The organism is Candidatus Omnitrophota bacterium, from assembly GCA_014728045.1.
GTDB lineage: Bacteria > Omnitrophota > Gorgyraeia > Tantalellales > Tantalellaceae > WJMH01.
In genome coordinates this window covers 1-18,109 of sequence record WJMH01000009.1, presented here as the reverse complement: position 1 = coordinate 18,109, position 18,109 = coordinate 1, and the positions used below count along the sequence as shown (strand labels likewise).

Below are 18,109 nucleotides of genomic sequence, written 5' to 3'. Positions count from 1 at the left end.
TGGAAGAGCGCCAGGACATCCGGGATGAACTCACCCGGATAGACAAAGCCGAAGAGGCATATAAGAAAGAACAGGCTCGCCTAAAAGCCGAAGAAGAAGCCCGGAAAGAACGCGAGAGGATCGCCCGCGAGAAAGCCGAAGCTGAAAGGGAAGCCGCACGACGCGCTGAGAGGATAGCGGGTTACCTTGAAAGGGCAAGGAAAGAACTTGCCGACAATGACTTCGCTGGTGCGAGGCGTTACGCAGAGAGAGCACTTGAGGTGGAAGAGCGCCAGGACATCCGGGATGAACTCACCCGGATAGACAAAGCCGAAGAGGCATATAAGAAAGAACAGGCTCGCCTAAAAGCCGAAGAAGAAGCCCGGAAAGAACGCGAGAGGATCGCCCGTGAGAAGGCCGAAGCTGAAAGGGAAGCCGCACGACGCGCTGAGAGGATAGCGGGTTACCTTGAAAGGGCAAGAAAAGAACTTGCCGACAACGACTTTGGCCGCGCGAGGCGTTACGCAGAGAGGGCGCTTGACGTAGAGGACCGCCAGGACATCCGGGATGAACTCACCAGGATAGACAAAGCTGAAGAGGCATATAAGAAAGAACAGGCTCGCCTAAAAGCCGAGGAAGAAGCCCGGAAAGAACGCGAGAGGATCGCTCGTGAGAAGGCCGAAGAACTAGAGCGCTCGAAAGAGGCTAGGTTACGCCGAAAGATCGCCACTTATCTAAAACGTGCGAGAAAATACATGTTCAATAATCAGTACGAGAAAGCGCGTGACGCAGTTAAATATGCTCTTGAAATAGATAATGCAAACGATGATGCTAGGGCTATGTTAGATGAAATAAACAATGCGGAAGAGATCTACAATAACCAGATAAGACGAAAAGAGTTGCAAGGCCAGCAATAACATCATCGCCAAAGTGCCAGATAGTAACAGGATATTTACGGCAAGGGATATCTTTATCATAAAAGGAGGAAAGCATGGGTATAAATTTCAATGAATTCCTGAACAGGTTGAAACAATACCTGAAAAAGGGTTCGGAATCCATGAAGAATATAGATGTTAAGAAAGCCGCTGAGAACATGAGAAACGTCGACCTTAAAAAGGCAGCGGAGAACCTGAAAAATATCGATATTACGAAAATAAGGATAGACCCATCCAAGATCAAGAAAAATTATATCTGGATATTGCTGGGTATTTTAATAACTGCCGTTATTCTTACCCGGACAGTGGGCAAGATCAAGCAAGTGCTCTTCGGTCCCAAGGCCGAGGAGGTCAAGGAGATGGTCGAATTTCTTGAAACCACACCCGTTAAGGTCTATAAAGTTAAGCGGATGGATTTTAAGGACACTCTTCCGGTAATGGGCAGAATAGAGGGGCGACGCGAGATAGAGCTTAAGTTTGATGGGAAAGGGATATTGGAAAGCTTCAATTTCGAGGAAGGGGAAAGGATCCTAGAGGGTGATATTATCGCAAGTTTAGACCAGAAAGATGCTCTGCTTAAATTGAAATATGCCAGTCTTGAACTGGAAAAAGCGAAAAAACTCTATGAGGTCGGCGGTGTGGATAAACTCGCCGTTGAACAGAAAAAACTCGAATACGAGTCCGCCAAAAGGGATCTTGAAAAAACGAACATTTACGCGCCAAGTGACGGGTACCTGGGCAGCAAGGAAAAAGATGCGGGGACTTACGTGACTTCACAGGACAAAATAGGTACCTTCGTGGACTTCAGCGAGGTATATGCCACCTTTGATGTTATTGAGGAGGATTCACCCAAGATAGAGCTCGGGCAGAACGTTGAAATATTCATCGATGCATTGCCCGGGGACTCCTATGTGGGCACAGTGGACAGCATGTCACCGATGATTCAGGGAAGAACAAGGACACAGACGGTAAAGGTCGAGCTGGATAACGAAGATAACAAGTTGAAGCCTGGCATGTTCGCGCGCGCGATAATCAATACTTACGAAAAAAGGGATGCTTTGATCATCCCGGCATCTGCTTTCAAAAAGAAAGAGAACAAGTATTTCATCTATGTCGTCCATCCTGAAGCAAAAGAAGAGAAAGCGGAAGAGGAAGAAGACATGTTGGCTGGTGCTGAAATGGGTACGGTCGAGGAAAGAGAGATAGAGATAGAATATCTTACCCATGATGCCGCTGAAGTTGCCAAAGGGGTGAAAGAGGGAGAACTGGTGATCAGAGAACTGCACCAGGAGTATAAGGATAAAGACAAGGTCGAGATCACGGAGATACAAGAGACCCTCTTTTAGCGCCTCTTAACATAATGTAAACAAAGAACTTATACATATGGGCTTACCTGAATTTTCTACAAGGAAACCGGTAACTACTATCATGATATTCCTGGGGGTCATGCTCTTCGGGGTGATCTCTCTTGCGAAGCTGCCTCAGGAATTGTTCCCGCCGATCACATATCCTCAGCTAACGGTTTTTACCGGATACGCTAACGCGGCTCCCGAGGAAATAGAGACCCTTCTTACCAGGCCGGTGGAAGAAGCCGTAGGTACCGTAAGCGGTCTTAAGAGCATCAGGTCTATTTCCAAGGAAGGCATATCGCTGGTCATGGCGGAGTTTGGATGGGAACAGAACATGGACTTCGCTTCCCTGAGGACCAGGGAAAAAGTAGACCTTATCAAGGCACGGTTGCCCAGGGACGCCTCGGAACCCCTTGTCGTGCCTTTCAATCCATTCGCATTGCCGGTTATGACTATCAGTGTTACGGGTAACCGCAGCCCTATGGAGCTTCGCCAGATCGCCATGGATGTAGTCAAGGAAGAGCTCGAGAAAGTCGACGGCGTTGCGTCGGCGTCGGTCGAAGGGGGTCTGGAAAGAGAGATAATGGTAGAGGTCGACCAGGCAAAACTGAAAACATACGGCGTAGCCATACTTGATGTCTCCGATGCCATAACCAATTCCAATTTGAATTATCCGGCGGGAACGATAAAAGAAAGCTTTTACGAATACCTTATCCGTACACTGGGGGAGTTCCAGACGGTTGACGAGATAGAAGAAGTAGTCGTAAAAAGCAAGCATCCCGAAGAGGACAGAAGGCTGCCCTTCGAAATGGAGATGAAAAGGCGCGATATCAGCGTGCAAACCAATATCGTCCAGGTCAAGGATGTGGCTAAAGTGGAGGATACCGTAAGTGAAAGGAGCAGTTATTCCCGCCACAACGGCAAGGAGAACGTTTCCGTTTCGATACAGAAGCAGGCTCAGGTCAACACCATGCAGGTAATAAACAAGATACGGTCCGTTTTTCCGCGTCTTGAGAAACTGCTCCCAGATGACGTAAAACTTGAAGTCGTTTACGACCAGTCAATATTCATCAAAGACGCCATTAACGGTGTAAGAGACGCTGCCTTCCAAGGGGGGATACTGGCATTTCTTGTGCTTCTTGTCTTCCTGCGCAATGTCAAATCATCCGCGATAGTCACCTTGAGCATACCCATATCCGTGATGATAGTATTCACGTTCATGTATTTCGGGGGGCTTTCGATCAATATGATGTCACTGGGGGGATTGGCACTTGGTGTCGGTATGCTTGTTGATAACGCGATCGTTGTTATCGAGAATATATTCCGGCACCGTGAAATGGGCAAAACCTCCGAAAAAGCAGCCACCGAAGGCGCGGAAGAGGTCTCCAACGCCATAGTCGCATCCACGCTGACAACGATAGCGGTTTTCCTTCCCATGATATTCGTCGTGGGTGTGGCGGGACAGCTTTTTAAGGAGCTGGCCTTTACGGTCACTTTTTCCCTTATAGGTTCTTTGTGGGTCGCACTCACCCTTATCCCGCTTCTTAGCTGTAAACTGGGCAGTAGTGCCAAAGAAGCCGCTAAAGGCGCAGCGGCATTCGAAGGCGGCGAACTTTGGAAAAAGGTGGTAGATAAATACGAAACGATGCTGAGGTATTTCCTTGATCACAGGAAAATAGGCCTGACCGTGGTTCTGGTGATATTCGTATCCAGCCTTTTCATAGTCAATTTCCTGGAGAAGGAACTCATGCCAAAGACCGACCAGGGCCAGTTCATTATCAAGGTGGATATGCCGGTGGGGACAAAGGTCCAGGAAACCAACAAGAAGGTCATCCTGGTGGAAGATGAGCTCCTGGAGCACTCTCTCGTTAATTCCGTGGATGTTGTCGTCGGCGCCTCAAGAGGGAAATCAGCCAAGGACATAATCAAAAGCATGGGCTCGCACCAGGCGAGGATAATTGTCAACCTGGAGGAAGAGCGGGGCAAGATCAAGACCATAGATGTTGTCCAGGAACTCAAGGACAGGTTCGATGCGAGGAAAGACCTTGAGGATACGAAGATAGAATTCTCCCTGCAGCAGGGTGTAATATCCGGTGCTTTCGGCGGAGGCGGAAAACCCATAACCATAGAGATAAAGGGCGAAAAACTCGAGGTCATGGAGGCTATTGCCCGCAGGATCGAAGCGGGTCTTGAAGAGATACCCGGAATATTCGGCATAGAAGATGACGTGCCTGAGCCTTCGCCCGAGATCAAGATAAACGTGGACAAGGACAAGGCGGCACTTTATAACATCAATGTGGTAGAGCTTGCCAGGATAGCTCAGATGGTACTCAGAGGTTATATTCCTTCCCAGTTCAAGGAAAAGGGCAGGGAGATAGATATCAGGGTCAGGCTTCGCGAACAGGACAGGGATACTTATGCAGAGCTTTCGCAACTAAGGATAAACGCGCCCGGCGGTTTCATGGTGACCCTGGGCAGTGTGGCGAATTTCGAAAGGGGTAAGGGTCCGAGCTCAATTACTAGGTTGGGGCAGGAGCGGACCATAATGGTATACGCAAGTGTTGCTGACAGGAAACTTTCTGAGGTGGTTGCTGATGTAGCGAGAATGCTCAGCGACATGAAGTTCGAGACCGGCTACAGGGTGAAAATGGCCGGTGAATCGGAAGAGATGAAAAAATCGTTCGCCAGCCTCCAGTTCGCACTGATACTCTCCATAGTCATGGTGTATATGATCATGGCGGCACAATTCGAATCGCTCACGCAGCCATTAATAATACTTTTCACCGTGCCCCTTTCCCTCATAGGTGTCATGCTGAGCCTTTGGGGCACTAATACTTCCATAAACGTCGTCGCTTTGCTGGGTGTTATCATGTTGGGGGGTATTGTTGTTAATAACGGTATTGTGCTTATCGATTACACCAATATACTCATGCAGCAGGGAAAGGGGATGTTCGAGTCGGTCGTTGAGGCCAGTAAGGCCAGACTGAGACCCATTATCATGACGGCTTTGACCACTGTTCTCGGTCTTGCGCCGATGGCCCTTGCCGTCGGGAGAGGAGCGGAGCTACGCGCTCCCATGGCCATAAGCGTTATGGGCGGTCTTATATTCTCAACGTTTTTAACTCTGGTAGTGATCCCCTCTATCTTCATAATAGAGAACAATGTAAGGACCCGGTTAAAAGAAAGACTGATGACTTTCTTCGGGCGAGGCAAGCCCGAAGCCGGCCAGTAGCAGACAGTGCCGTAAAAGATAAAGGGGCCGGGGAGAAAGCATCCCGGCCGCGTTTATTAAAGAGACAATGAGCTTATCAAGTTTTTCCATAAAAAGGCCTATCACTACGATAATGATCTTTTCGGCCTTGTGCCTCATGGGCGTAATAGCGATAACAAGGCTTCCGGTGGAACTTTACCCGGACATATCATTCGGACAGATCAGTATCATAGTTCATATCCGAGGCGGCATACCTCCGACAGAGGTCGAAACCATGGTCTCCAAGCCCATAGAGGAAGCTGTCAGCACGGTCGCGCATCTTGAGAGAATGATGTCCATTTCCAAAGAGGGTGAATCCACCGTTGTCCTGAGTTTTGAGCGGGGGATAAACATGCAGCTGGCGGCCATGGAGGTAAGGGAGAAATTCGCCAAGGTAAAAGAGCAAATGCCCAAAGAGGCCGAAAAACCCATTATCGCCCAGTTCTCCCAGACGGATGTTCCCATAGTGATCTTTGCGGTTACCAGCCGCAAGCGCACAACGGAGGAACTTCGCAAGATCGTTGATGAAAACATAAAAGAGAGGATCAAGCGCATAACAGGTGTCGCCAATGTTGAAATCGGCGGAGGACGTGAAAGGAAAATAATAATAGAAGCCGACAAAAAGGCACTTTACCGTTACGCGGTATCGCTGAACAGGCTGATAGCGGCGCTGGGGGGCAGCAACCTAAACCTTTTGACGGGAGAACTCAAGCGGAAAAAGGACAAGGTGATGATCCGGGCCATAGGCCAGTTCGAGACGGTCGACGACATAAAGAACACGGTCGTTATCACAAAACCCGACGGGTCCGCGGTAAGGGTCAAGGACCTTGCCGAGGTCAAGGATTCGTATCTTGAGGCAAAAAGTTACGCGAGGATCAATGTAAGGCCTATTGTCTCGGTCTATGTCCAGAAGGAATCCAAGGCGAATACGATAGAGGCCGCCCAGCAGATAATCGAAGAGATAGATCTTTTGAAGGAAGAGCTTCCAGAGGACATATCAATAACGATAACAAAGAACCAGTCGGTATTCATAAAAAAATCCATCGCGAACCTCAGGGATTCACTGCTGCGCGGGGCTGTAATGATCGTTTTTATACTCATGCTCTTCATGGGAAAGCTAGGCAAAAAAGCCATGTTCGTCGTTCCCCTGGGGCTACTGGCCGCCACATTCTCCCCCATAGGGCCACTTTATGTTCTTCTTTTCGGGATAGTCGTGTTCCTCGTCTCTTTCAAGAAGTACCGTCCCATACTTATTGTCGCGGTATCCATTCCCATCTCTCTTATCATAACATTCGGCTTTATGGACCTGTCGAACATGTTCGTTCCCGCTATCATGGACATGACGATAAATTTCATGACGCTTTTCGGACTGGCCCTAGGCGTAGGTATGCTCGTTGACAACTCCATCGTTGTTTTCGAGAACATAGTCACCAAGAGCGAGCAGGGCATGGAGAGGGTCGAAGCGGCGATAAACGGCAGCACCGAGATGAACGTGGTCATATTCGCTTCTACGCTTACGACGGTTATAGTGTTCCTGCCGATGATATTTGTCAGTAAATCCATGAGCATGCTTTACGGGGGTGTGGCGTGGACAGTGACCTTCTCTCTCAGCATATCGCTTTTCGTATCGCTCATGATCGTGCCTCTTATGAGCTCGCGCGTTAAGCTGGTCGAGGAACAGGGCGAAAGCCAGCAGGTCAAGGAAGGGTTCCTCCTGCCGTTCTACAGGCTGCAGGAAAAGGGGCTTCTGTTCGTCTTCCGCAGAAGGTTTCTGATAATCTCCATAGCCATCGTGCTTTTCATAGGGGCGATGTATCTTTACGGCAAGATGGGAAAGGAATACATGGGCTCCACCGAGCAGAACAGATTCACGATATTCATCGAATTGCCCACGGGTGCCAAGCTCGACTCCAGTGATGAAATAGTGAGGAAGGTGGAGGTCATGCTCCAGGAAATCCCGGAAGTCAAGGACTTCACCGCGAGGGTCGAGGGGTGGTCCAGCAAGGTCTATGTCAATCTTGTGGGACTCAAGGAAAGAAAAAGGTCCGTGGGTGAGGTCATAGACAGCCTGAGGCCGAAGGTCGCTAGGATGCAGCCGGCCTTTATTTACTTCGAGGAAGAGCAGGAAGTAGGAACAAAGGAAATAATACTTAATATATACGGCCATGATTACGATATTCTTCGGGAGATAGCCATAGCCATCACCACGAGGATGGGCAAAATACCTTATTTTACCGACACGAAAATACGCATGCGCGAGGGCAGGCCGGAGCTTGATCTCAGGGTCGACAAGAAAAAAGCCGCCCAGTTCGGGTTCACCACCAAGGAGATCGGTGATGTCGTGCACGCCAAGGTGCGCGGCGTGAGGGCTACAATGTATCACACCAAGGCTTCCGAGGTGGAGACCATAGTGCGCATGCAGGAGAAAGACAGGAGGACCGTAAAGGACATCCACAACCTCAGCCTATCCAAGTTCGGAGATGACAGGGTGGCGCTCGACCAGGTAGTGGATTTCGAGTATGGCCTGGGCCCCAGCGAGATCTGGAGAAAGAACCGAGCGCGCATGATACAGGTTAGCGCCAATATCGGTGAACTGCCTCTGGGGCAGGCCGTAATGATGCTGGACGAGGAACTGGCGGACCTCAAGCTGCCCGAAGAGTATTATTACGAGGTCGGAGGCGATTACGACACCCTAATAAAGACCCAGCAGGAGTTCATGCTCACGATAGTCATAATCCTTATATTGATCTACCTGGTGCTGGCTTCCATCTTTGAATCGTACCGGCAGCCATTCATAATAATGGTGACGGTCATGTTGGCCACGATAGGCGCTATAGCGGCGCTCTATGCGACGGGCACATCCATCGGTATGGGAGCACTTATCGGCATGATGATGCTTGCCGGCATAGTCGTAAATAACGGCATTATCCTGGTCGAACACGCGAACGAACTCAAGGAGGAAAGGCGGAATCTTTTCAGATTGCTGATGCAGGCGGCCCATGACAGGCTGAGACCCGTGCTCATGACCACAGCGACGACCGTTTTCGGACTACTGCCCATGGCACTGGACAAGAGCGAGGGGTCTAATTTATGGAACCCCCTTGCGATAACCGTTATCGGAGGACTATTGTTCGCCACACCTCTTACGCTGGTACTGGTGCCGTCGATTTATTCAATATTCGAACAATTCGGGCAGATCGTCAAAGAAGCTTTAAGGCCGGGCCAGATCTTGAAAACTCTGCGCAAAACATGGAGATTATTGCTCGGAATGGTCAAAAAAGTAAAGGTACCAAAAGGTATCAAGAAAATATTCACAAGATCCAGGAAAAAACCGCTGGAAAAAGAAGAACCTCCGGAAGAAGAGAAAGAGTATCCGGATCTTTACTGACTAGCCTTAAAATAAAGGACTTACGATAAATATCGAAGAAATATAGAATTTTTCCTCCCGTTAAGAATGAAATAGACAGAAAAAAGTTGAAATTCGCAAAATCGAACAAAAATGGCGAAAAACCGACAAAAAACACAAAGTTTGCTAATTTTGTGTTAAGTTATAATGGTGATAAAAAGTTAAATATTTTATTTGCACTACTATATATAATATGATATACTAATTATGCGTGCGAAAAGGGCGTGGAAAATCCGGTAGCCAAAAAAGTTTTTTTTTGACCCAAAACTAAAAAGTTTAAAAAAGTATTACCTCTGCGTCTTAAAAAGTGTTGCTGGTAGCTGGTAGGTGTCCCAATGAGTTCAGATGGTGGAAATTTAAAATATAATAATAATAATCACTCAGCAGATTCTTATTATGCTGCTGATGATTTTTTGCACCCTGTAAGTTTCATTGAGGTGCAAAATAACCACCGCAAAAGGATATGGCTTAAGGTCATATCCTTTTTTGTTGCGTTCGTCTTCCTTTTTCAGCAACTCGGTATCGCCGATTCCACCGGATATAAAAGACTCGGCGGTGTCGCCGAAGAACTTCTGCCTTCCTCCGGCGAATATGAACAAGCCAACCGGTTCGCACCCGGCTACCTGAAACGCCAGCAATCAAAGCACGAGGATATCGTACGCCAAAGAATGGGAAAAGAAGAGCTGATGATACAGCTGCAGAGAAAACCCAAAAAGGAGGAAGAAGACCTTCCCCTCAAAAAGAAAAGAGGCGGCGGAGGCGCCGGCGGAAGCATAGATTACACCATGACCGAGCCGGACGACCTGGAAGATCCGCATCTTTACAATGACCTCGACTATGAGGACAGCGCGCTCACCCAGATAGATACCTACGACATCACACGCCACCCCGATATAATCACCGACATCGATGGATGGAAGGCTACCGCGGAAGAGCAGGAGGATGAGAAAACGAAGCTCAAATACTGGGCCGGGTATGGCGATGAGGCGGAAAACGAAAAGAACCGCCCGCACGAGAGCCGCCGGATAAAACAGGTCGTGTATTTCGGAGATGAGTCGGAGGAGAAGATCGAGACCGTTCTGACCGGCTACGTCAGGGATCCCGGTTATGATCCGCTTGATAAAGATGATGAGGAATACAAGGCCAAGTACAAGACTGAGTACGAGTATGACGGGGACGACATCTCCAGCACCAAGAAATACTACATCTGGGGAGGGGTGAAGATCCTCCTGGAGGAATCGGTCTTTGAGGGCAAGGATGAGAACAACAAAATAGTCAGAAGGATCAATTACGACAAGTTGAACGGTGATATTACAAGCCGCCAGGATTTCATTTATGAGGGCTCTGGCGACAGCAGGCACCTGGTGGAGCAGAGAAGTTATGACACTAAGAACGTCGGTGCGGGGGAGGACCCGGCAGAGGAGGGCGTCGGGGAGCTTACCAGCTGCACGTATTTTTTGGGGAGCAAGGACAAGGAGATCGCCGATTACACCGTCAACATGAAGGACGGCAAGATCACGACGACGATAATCAATTATTATGAAGGCAGCCTCCGCGCGTCGGGACTTACGGGACAGGAGTACGGTTACCGCGAACCAAAAGAGAAAGTAGTTACCTATCGGGGTGAAGTGGATCCTTCCGCCAGTGATGCCGACGGTGACGGGCTTCTTGACGGGTATGAGGATAAGCTTACCAGCATAGCATACTACGACACGACGAATCGTCTGCCCGGGGAAGAAGTGCTTGATTACACCGAAAGCTATGCGAGGGGCAAGGTCATACAGACGACCATCTACTGGTATTATCACTGGGATGACGAGAACAATAACGGGGATATTGACCCGGGAGAAGAGACCGAGGTAAGGGCCGCCAATGCAAACTACAGGGCCTGTATGACAAAATCGATCACCTATTGGGGCGATGATATCTCCGCCGACAACATCAAGTCGATAACCTATTACTATATCGAGGGGCGCCTGAAGGGCGAAGAGACCGCCGATTACACCATCAGGAAGAATACAAGGGGCGATACGGTAAGCACGATGTTCTACTACTATGAAGGCAGCGACCGTGCTTCTGAGTCGGAAGCTCTGGACAGGATGAGCAAGAACGTGACCTACCGGGGTGAGGTGGACCCGAATGCCGTCGATTCTGACGGTGACGGGATACTTGACGGGTACGAGGATCAGCTTGCCAGCATCACTTACTTTGACTGGGAAAGCAGGGAGAAAGGCAAGGAGGTCAGTGATTATACGCTTAAATATAACACGCGGCAGCAGGTTATCAATACGACCGTTTATCTCTACGAATCAGAGCTCAACAGGGCCGAAGATGCCGGTTCGGATGACAGAATGGACAGGAGCGTGACATACCGCGGCGAGGTGGACGTTGACGCGGGCGACGCGGACGGTGACGGCCTGCTCGACGGGTACGAGGATAAGCTTGAGAGCATTACATACTATGATTACGAAACCCGCCTCAAGGGAGAAGAGGTCAGCGATTACACCGAAAAATACAATTCCAACCAGGAAGTCACCTCTACCACCGTTTATTTATACGAATCGGACCTCAAGAGAGCCGAGGAGGCAGACTCATATGACAGGATGTCGCGCAGCGTGACCTACCGGGGTGAGGTGGACGCTACTGCATCCGATTCAGACAGCGACGGGCTCCTTGATGGTTACGAGGATCAGCTTGCCAGTATCACTTATTATGATTTTGAGGACAGGGTGAAAGGCGAAGAGATAAGTGACTACACCGAAAAATACAATTCACGCCAGCAGATCACCAATACCACCGTTTATTACTACGAGGATGACTTGAGGGCGACCGAAGCTGGTTCTTCCGACAGGATGAGCCGGAGCGTTACTTACAGGGGCGAAGTGGATACGGACGCGCTCGATTCGGACGGTGACGGTCTGCTCGACGGTTACGAGGATAAACTTGCCAGCATCACTTATTATGATTACGAATCACGACTCAAGGGTGAAGAAGTTACCGACTATACCGAGAAATACAATTCCAACCAGCAGATAACCGCCACCACGATATATCTTTACGAAGCGGACTTGAAAAGAGCGGCCGATGCCGATTCCTATGACAGGATGAGCCGGAACGTGACATACCGCGGCGAGGTGGACCCCAATGCCGCCGACAGTGACGGGGACGGCATCCTTGACGGTTACGAGGACCAGCTTGCCAGCATCACGTATTTCGATTATGAGGACCGGCTCAAGGGTGAAGAGATAAGCGATTATACCGAAAAGTTCAATTCCAACCAGGATGTGATAAACACCACCATCTACTATTACGAGGATAATAAGCGCGCGGAAGATGCCGGTGCTTCGGACAGGATGAGTAAGAGCGTGACATACCGCGGCGAGGTGGACCCGGAAACAGGTGACCTGGACGGTGACGGCATCCTCGACGGTTACGAGGACCAGCTTGCAAGTATCACTTACTACGATTACGAGGATCGCCTCAAGGGCGAAGAAGTTAGCGACTATACCGAAAAATACAATTCCAACCAGGAGATAACCGGGACTACGGTCTACCTCTACGAGGCAGATCTCAAAAGGGCCGAAGACGCCGATTCTTCCGACAGGATGTCGCGCAGCGTGACCTACCGCGGGGAAGTGGATACGAGTGCCCCGGATACCGACGGCGACGGTATCCTCGATGGTTACGAGGACCAGCTTGCCAGCATCACTTATTACGATTACGAGGACCGGCTCAAGGGTGAGGAAGTTACTGATTATACCGAAAAATACAATTCCAGCCAAGAGGTCACCAATACCACCGTATACCTTTACGAAGACCAGCTAAAAAGGGCTTCCGAGGCCGGTGCTGACGACAGGATGGCGCGCAGCGTGACATACCGCGGGGAGCTTGCTGATCCGCAGGGCGCTGACAGTGACGGCGACGGCATCATAGACGCGTATTCTGATAAGCTCAGCAGCATCACTTACTACGATTACGATACGCGCCTCAAGGGCGAGGAGATAACCGATTATACGGAGAAGTTCAATTCCGCGCAGGAAGTGACCACTACCACGGTCTATCTTTATGAAGCGGACCTGAACAGGGCAGCCGATGCAGCTTCTGATGACAGGATGGCACGCAGCGTGACCTACCGTGGGGAACTTGCCGATCCCCAGAGCGCGGACAGCTACGGGGACGGCATCATTGACGCCTATTCGGATGAGATAGCCAGCATCACTTATTACGATTACGACACGCGGCTCAAGGGAGAAGAAGTCACCGACTACACAGAAAAATACAATTCTAACCAGGAGATCACAAATACTACGGTTTACCTGTATGAATCGGATCTTGACAGGGCTACCGGTGCCGCTTCGGATGACAGGATGGCGCGAAGCGTGACATACCGCGGAGAGCTTGCCGATCCGCAGGGGGATGATCTGGACGGCAACGGTGTAATCGATGCTTACGAGGACAAGCTGGCCAGTGTGACATATTACGATTATGACGGCCGTCTTAAGGGTGAGGAGATAACCGACTACACCGAAAAATACAACTCCGAGCAGGAGGTCACCACTACTACGGTGTATCTTTATGAGGCGGACCTTGACAGGGCTTCCGACGCCAATGCGGACGACAGGATGGCACGCAGCGTAAGCTATCGCGGAGAGCTTGCCGATCCTCAGAGCGCTGATAATAACGACGACGGCATAATAGACGCTTACTCGACCGATCTTGCAAGTATCACCTATTACGATTATGACGGTCGCCTCAAGGGCGAGGAGATAACTGACTACACCGAAAAATACAATACAAAACAGGAAGTCACCAATACCACCGTTTACCTGTATGAATCTGACCTCAAAAGGGCGGATGCGGCTTCTTCTGACGACCGCATGGCCCGCAGCGTTACTTACCGGGGGGCGCTTGCCGATCCGGATAGCGCCGACAGTGACGGCGACGGGGTGATGGACGCCTACGCGAGCGACCTTGCCAGTATAACCTATTATGATTATGTTTCACGCCTCAAGGGCGAAGAGATAACCGATTATACCGAAAAATACAACTCCGACCAGGAAGTTACTGCTACGACCATATATATATATGAAGCGGATCTTGAAAGGGCTTCGGCGTCGGGGGCTGACGACAGGATGGCACGCAGCGTTACCTACCGCGGGGGTCTGGCCAATCCCCAGAGCGCCGACACTAACGGCGACGGTATTATCGAGGCTTACCAGGACAAGCTGGCGAGCATAACCTTTTATGACTATGTCTCGCGCCTAAAGGGCGAGGAGATAACCGACTACACCGAAAAGTACAATTCCGACCAGGATGTCACCGCGACAACGGTATATCTTTATGAATCCGGCCTGAAAAGGGCCTCAGCTTCCTCGTCGGACGACAGGATGGCACGCAGCGTTACCTACCGGGGGGAACTGGCCGACCCGCAGGCCGCGGATACCGACGGTGACGGTGTGATCGGTGATTATTCGACAAAGCTTTCGAGCGTAACCTATTATGATTTCGATACCCGCCTAAAGGGCGAGGAGATAACCGACTACACCAAAAAATACAACTCTAAGCAGGAAGTCACCAACACCACCGTCTACCTGTATGAAGCGGACCTCAAGAGAGCGGATGCGGCCTCCTCCGACGACAGGATGTCGCGCAGCGTTACGTACCGGCGGGATCTGGCCGACCCGCACGCGGCCGATGTTGACGGGGACGGGATAATAGGGGATTATTCCACGCAGCTTGCCAGTATAACCTATTATGACTTCGCTACCCGGTTCAAGGGCGAGGAGATAACCGACTACACCGAAAAGTACAACTCCGAGCAGGATGTCACCAATACCACCGTTTACCTGTATGAGGCGGACCTGAAGAGGGCGAGCGCGACCGGCCCCAATGACCGTATGAGCCGCAACGTGTCCTACCGCGGTGAGCTTGCCGATCCCCAGGGAGCCGATGCGGACTCCAACGGTCTTATAGACGATTATGAGGAAGACCTTGCCAGCATTACATATTTTGATTTCGAGGACCGCCTCAAGGGCGAAGAGATAAGCGATTATACTGAAAAATACAATTCAAAGCAGGAGATCACGGCCACTACCGTCTACCTTTACGAGGCGGCCCTTAAAAGAGCTTCGGATGCCGGGGCCGACGACAGGATGTCGCGCAGCGTGACCTACCGCAAAGAGCTGCAGTTCCCGCAGGCGGGGGATATTGACAATAATGGTCTTATCGACATTTTCGAGGACAGGGTCTCCAACATAACCTATTATGATTACGCCACACGGATCAAAGGCGAAGAGGTAACGGATTATAGCGAAAGCTATAACAACAAACAGGCGCTTGTGCAAACAAGCGTCTATTTGTATGAGTCGGACCTCAAGAGGGCTGAGGATGCCGGGGCCTCCGACAGAATGAGCAGGACGGTGGCTTACCACGGCGGCATCGATCCCATGCTTGCGGATGGTGACGCTGACGGCGTGATAGACGATGAAAAAGAAAAGCTTGCCAGTATCACTTATTATGATTTCGAATCAAGGCTCAAGGGCGAGGAGATCCTTGACTATATTGAGAGGTACGGCATAAACAATATTATTACAGGCACGACCGTTTATCTTTATGAGGACGAGAAAAAACGTGCCGCCCAGGCGAAGGCGGATGACAGGATCGCCATGACATCTTCTTACAGGGGCGAAATAAACACTTCCGGAACTGACTCGGATAGTGATGGTGTCATCGATGACGCCGACGGCAACGGAGCGGACGAGAACGGCGTGGGCATGCTTAACGGCATCACCTACTACAGGTTCAACAACCGCATAAAGGGCGAAGAGGTCATAGATTACAATGAATCGTTCAACCGCAACAGAAACCTGATGCAGACGACCGTGTACTATTACGGCGATTACACCACCCGCCCCGATGATTCCACCAATCTTCTTGTAGGCGACAGACTGGTCAAGACTGCCTCGTTCAACCGGCAGGACAAACTGGTCTCCGCATCGATATATACCGGTGATAAGGGAGAAGAGCAGGTAACCCACATGTACGGCTATCATTACAGGCCGGATACCGACGAGTCGGATGCTGTATCACGCACGGATTATTACTACCACGATGATAACCGTACGCAGAAGACGATGATGTACGATATCAAGAACAAGCCCCTTGGCGATACGACGCTTCTTACCAGGGAGACCGTTTATAATTACCGTACGGAGAACGAACACGTGATAGACAACGTGGTCGCGGTGGGTACGCAGTATTTCGAGCAGGACCCGTCAAAGATAACGGGGATAAACACCACGGTTACAGAATACGGCGACTACGGCACGCAGACCTCCAGCGTGACAGTGGGAACGGGATACAAATATTACGGCATGCCGAACGAAAGGATAACCAGTAAATATACCACCAGATCCGAATTCGACGATTTTGGCGTGTCCACCGAGCAGATCACGACCGGCGTAAGCTACGCATATATAGACAAGGACGGGAACGGCACTCTTGAAAGCAAAGAGATATCCAGCATGTATACCACCTCTTCAAAAATGAGCGCTCTTTCCGGGATAGGCGGGGGCGTCACGCAGATAGATGAGTATGGTATCGTGCGGGAGACCGTCACGGTCGGTATTAACGGCCAGGATTATGACCAGGCTGCCGGCAAATTCAACATACTTAAAGGTAAATATACCACTACAGCAACCAACAATGTATACGGAACTCTCATCGACCAGACTACGACCGGTGAATCCTATAACAGGATCTGGGACGGGTCGGAGTATGTGCGCTACAAAGTGGGAACCTACACCACCAAAGCTACCAGCATAGACGCTTTTGGCATAGTGGGGTCAAGCACAACGGTCGGTGAGAGTTTCCGTATGGATAAGGACGGCTCTGACATGAGGACCGGCATGTATACCACGACCGTAGTCAATAACGAGTACGGCACTCTCCAGTCCCAGGAGACCGTGGGCAAGAGCTTCAATAAGATATGGAACGGTTCAGAATACATCCTTTATGACGTCGGGGCATATACTACCGAAGCCACGGACATAGACGGATGGGGCACGGTAAAGGAGACAACCACGGTCGGCGCCAACTACAAACTCGAATCTGACGGAATTACCAGGATCAGGACTGGGGCCTATACTACCGTGGCCAAGAATAATGATTTCGGCACGCTGCAAGAGCAACAGACGGTCGGCGAAAGCTATAACAAGATATGGAACGGTTCAGACTATGTTCTCTACACGGTAGGCACTTATACCACGGATGCCACGGATATAGACGGTTACGGCACTGTCCTGGAGACGACGACCTACGGCGAGAGTGTCCGTCTGGACCATACCGGAAGCGAGATAATCACTGGCGCTTATACGACCGTTGCTCACAACAACGAGTACGGTACTTTAAAGGACCAGACAACGGTCGGGGAAAGTTACGCCAAAGGTGATAAGAGCAAGGTTACCGGAGGATATACCACCGAAGCTACGGATATAGACGGGTTCGGCACCGTACTGGAAACGATCACTGCCGGCGTAAGTTACGTCAAAGGGGATAAGACAAAGATTTCCGGAGGCTATACCACCACAGCACACAATGATATATACGGCATCCTGCAGGACCAGGTAACTGTAGGCGTAAGTTACGCCAAGGGTGATAAGGCGAAGATATCGGGCGCGTACACGACGACAGCCACTTCTATAGACGGGTTCGGCACCGTTAAAGAAACAGTAACATACGGCGAAAGCTATGCAAAGGGTGATAGGACAAAGATAAGCGGAGCTTATACTACAAGAGCGCAGAATAATGATTACGGGACCCTTGAGGCGCAAGCGACAGTGGGAGTAAGCTACGCCAAGGGCGATAAGAGCAAGGTCAGCGGTGGGTATACAACCACAGCGGTTGACGTGGATGGGTTTGGTACGGTGAGGAAGAACGTTACGATAGGAGAATCATACGCTAAAGGTGATAAAACGAAGATCTCGGGTGCATATACCACGACTGCGGAGAATGACGTATATGGTTTTCTCTCCAGCCAGACAACGGTCGGCGTAAGCTACGCGAAGGGCGACAAGGATAAGATAAGCGGCGGTTACACCACAACGGCAACGGTAGACTCAGAATGGGGAACGGTCGAAGCCACAGAGACCGTGGGCGTAAGCTACGCTAAAGGCGACAAAACAAAGATAAG

General features: G+C 50.3%; 4 protein-coding genes. All 4 read left to right on the top strand.

Annotation, left to right across the window (positions count from 1 at the left end):
• Positions 1-970 precede the first annotated feature (970 nt).
• A complete protein-coding gene (locus GF409_02515) occupies positions 971-2,260 on the top strand; it encodes an efflux RND transporter periplasmic adaptor subunit (GenBank protein ID MBD3426089.1) in 1,290 nt (429 codons plus the stop codon).
• Positions 2,261-2,297: 37 nt separating this feature from the next.
• Positions 2,298-5,495, top strand: a complete 3,198-nt coding sequence (locus GF409_02510; protein MBD3426088.1) for an MMPL family transporter — start codon at positions 2,298-2,300, stop codon at positions 5,493-5,495.
• Positions 5,496-5,562: 67 nt separating this feature from the next.
• Positions 5,563-8,901, top strand: a complete 3,339-nt coding sequence (locus GF409_02505; GenBank protein MBD3426087.1) for an MMPL family transporter — start codon at positions 5,563-5,565, stop codon at positions 8,899-8,901.
• Between the two features lie 455 nt (positions 8,902-9,356).
• Positions 9,357-18,109: hypothetical protein (locus GF409_02500; GenBank protein MBD3426086.1), on the top strand; the 8,753-nt coding region annotated here is incomplete at its 3' end.

Bases quoted from the DNA above. Each gene is read 5' to 3' on its own strand.
- GF409_02510 (MBD3426088.1), top strand. From the start codon at position 2,298: ATGGGCTTACCTGAATTTTCTACAAGGAAACCGGTAACTACTATCATG.
- GF409_02505 (MBD3426087.1), top strand. From the start codon at position 5,563: ATGAGCTTATCAAGTTTTTCCATAAAAAGGCCTATCACTACGATAATG.
- GF409_02515 (MBD3426089.1), top strand. From the start codon at position 971: ATGGGTATAAATTTCAATGAATTCCTGAACAGGTTGAAACAATACCTG.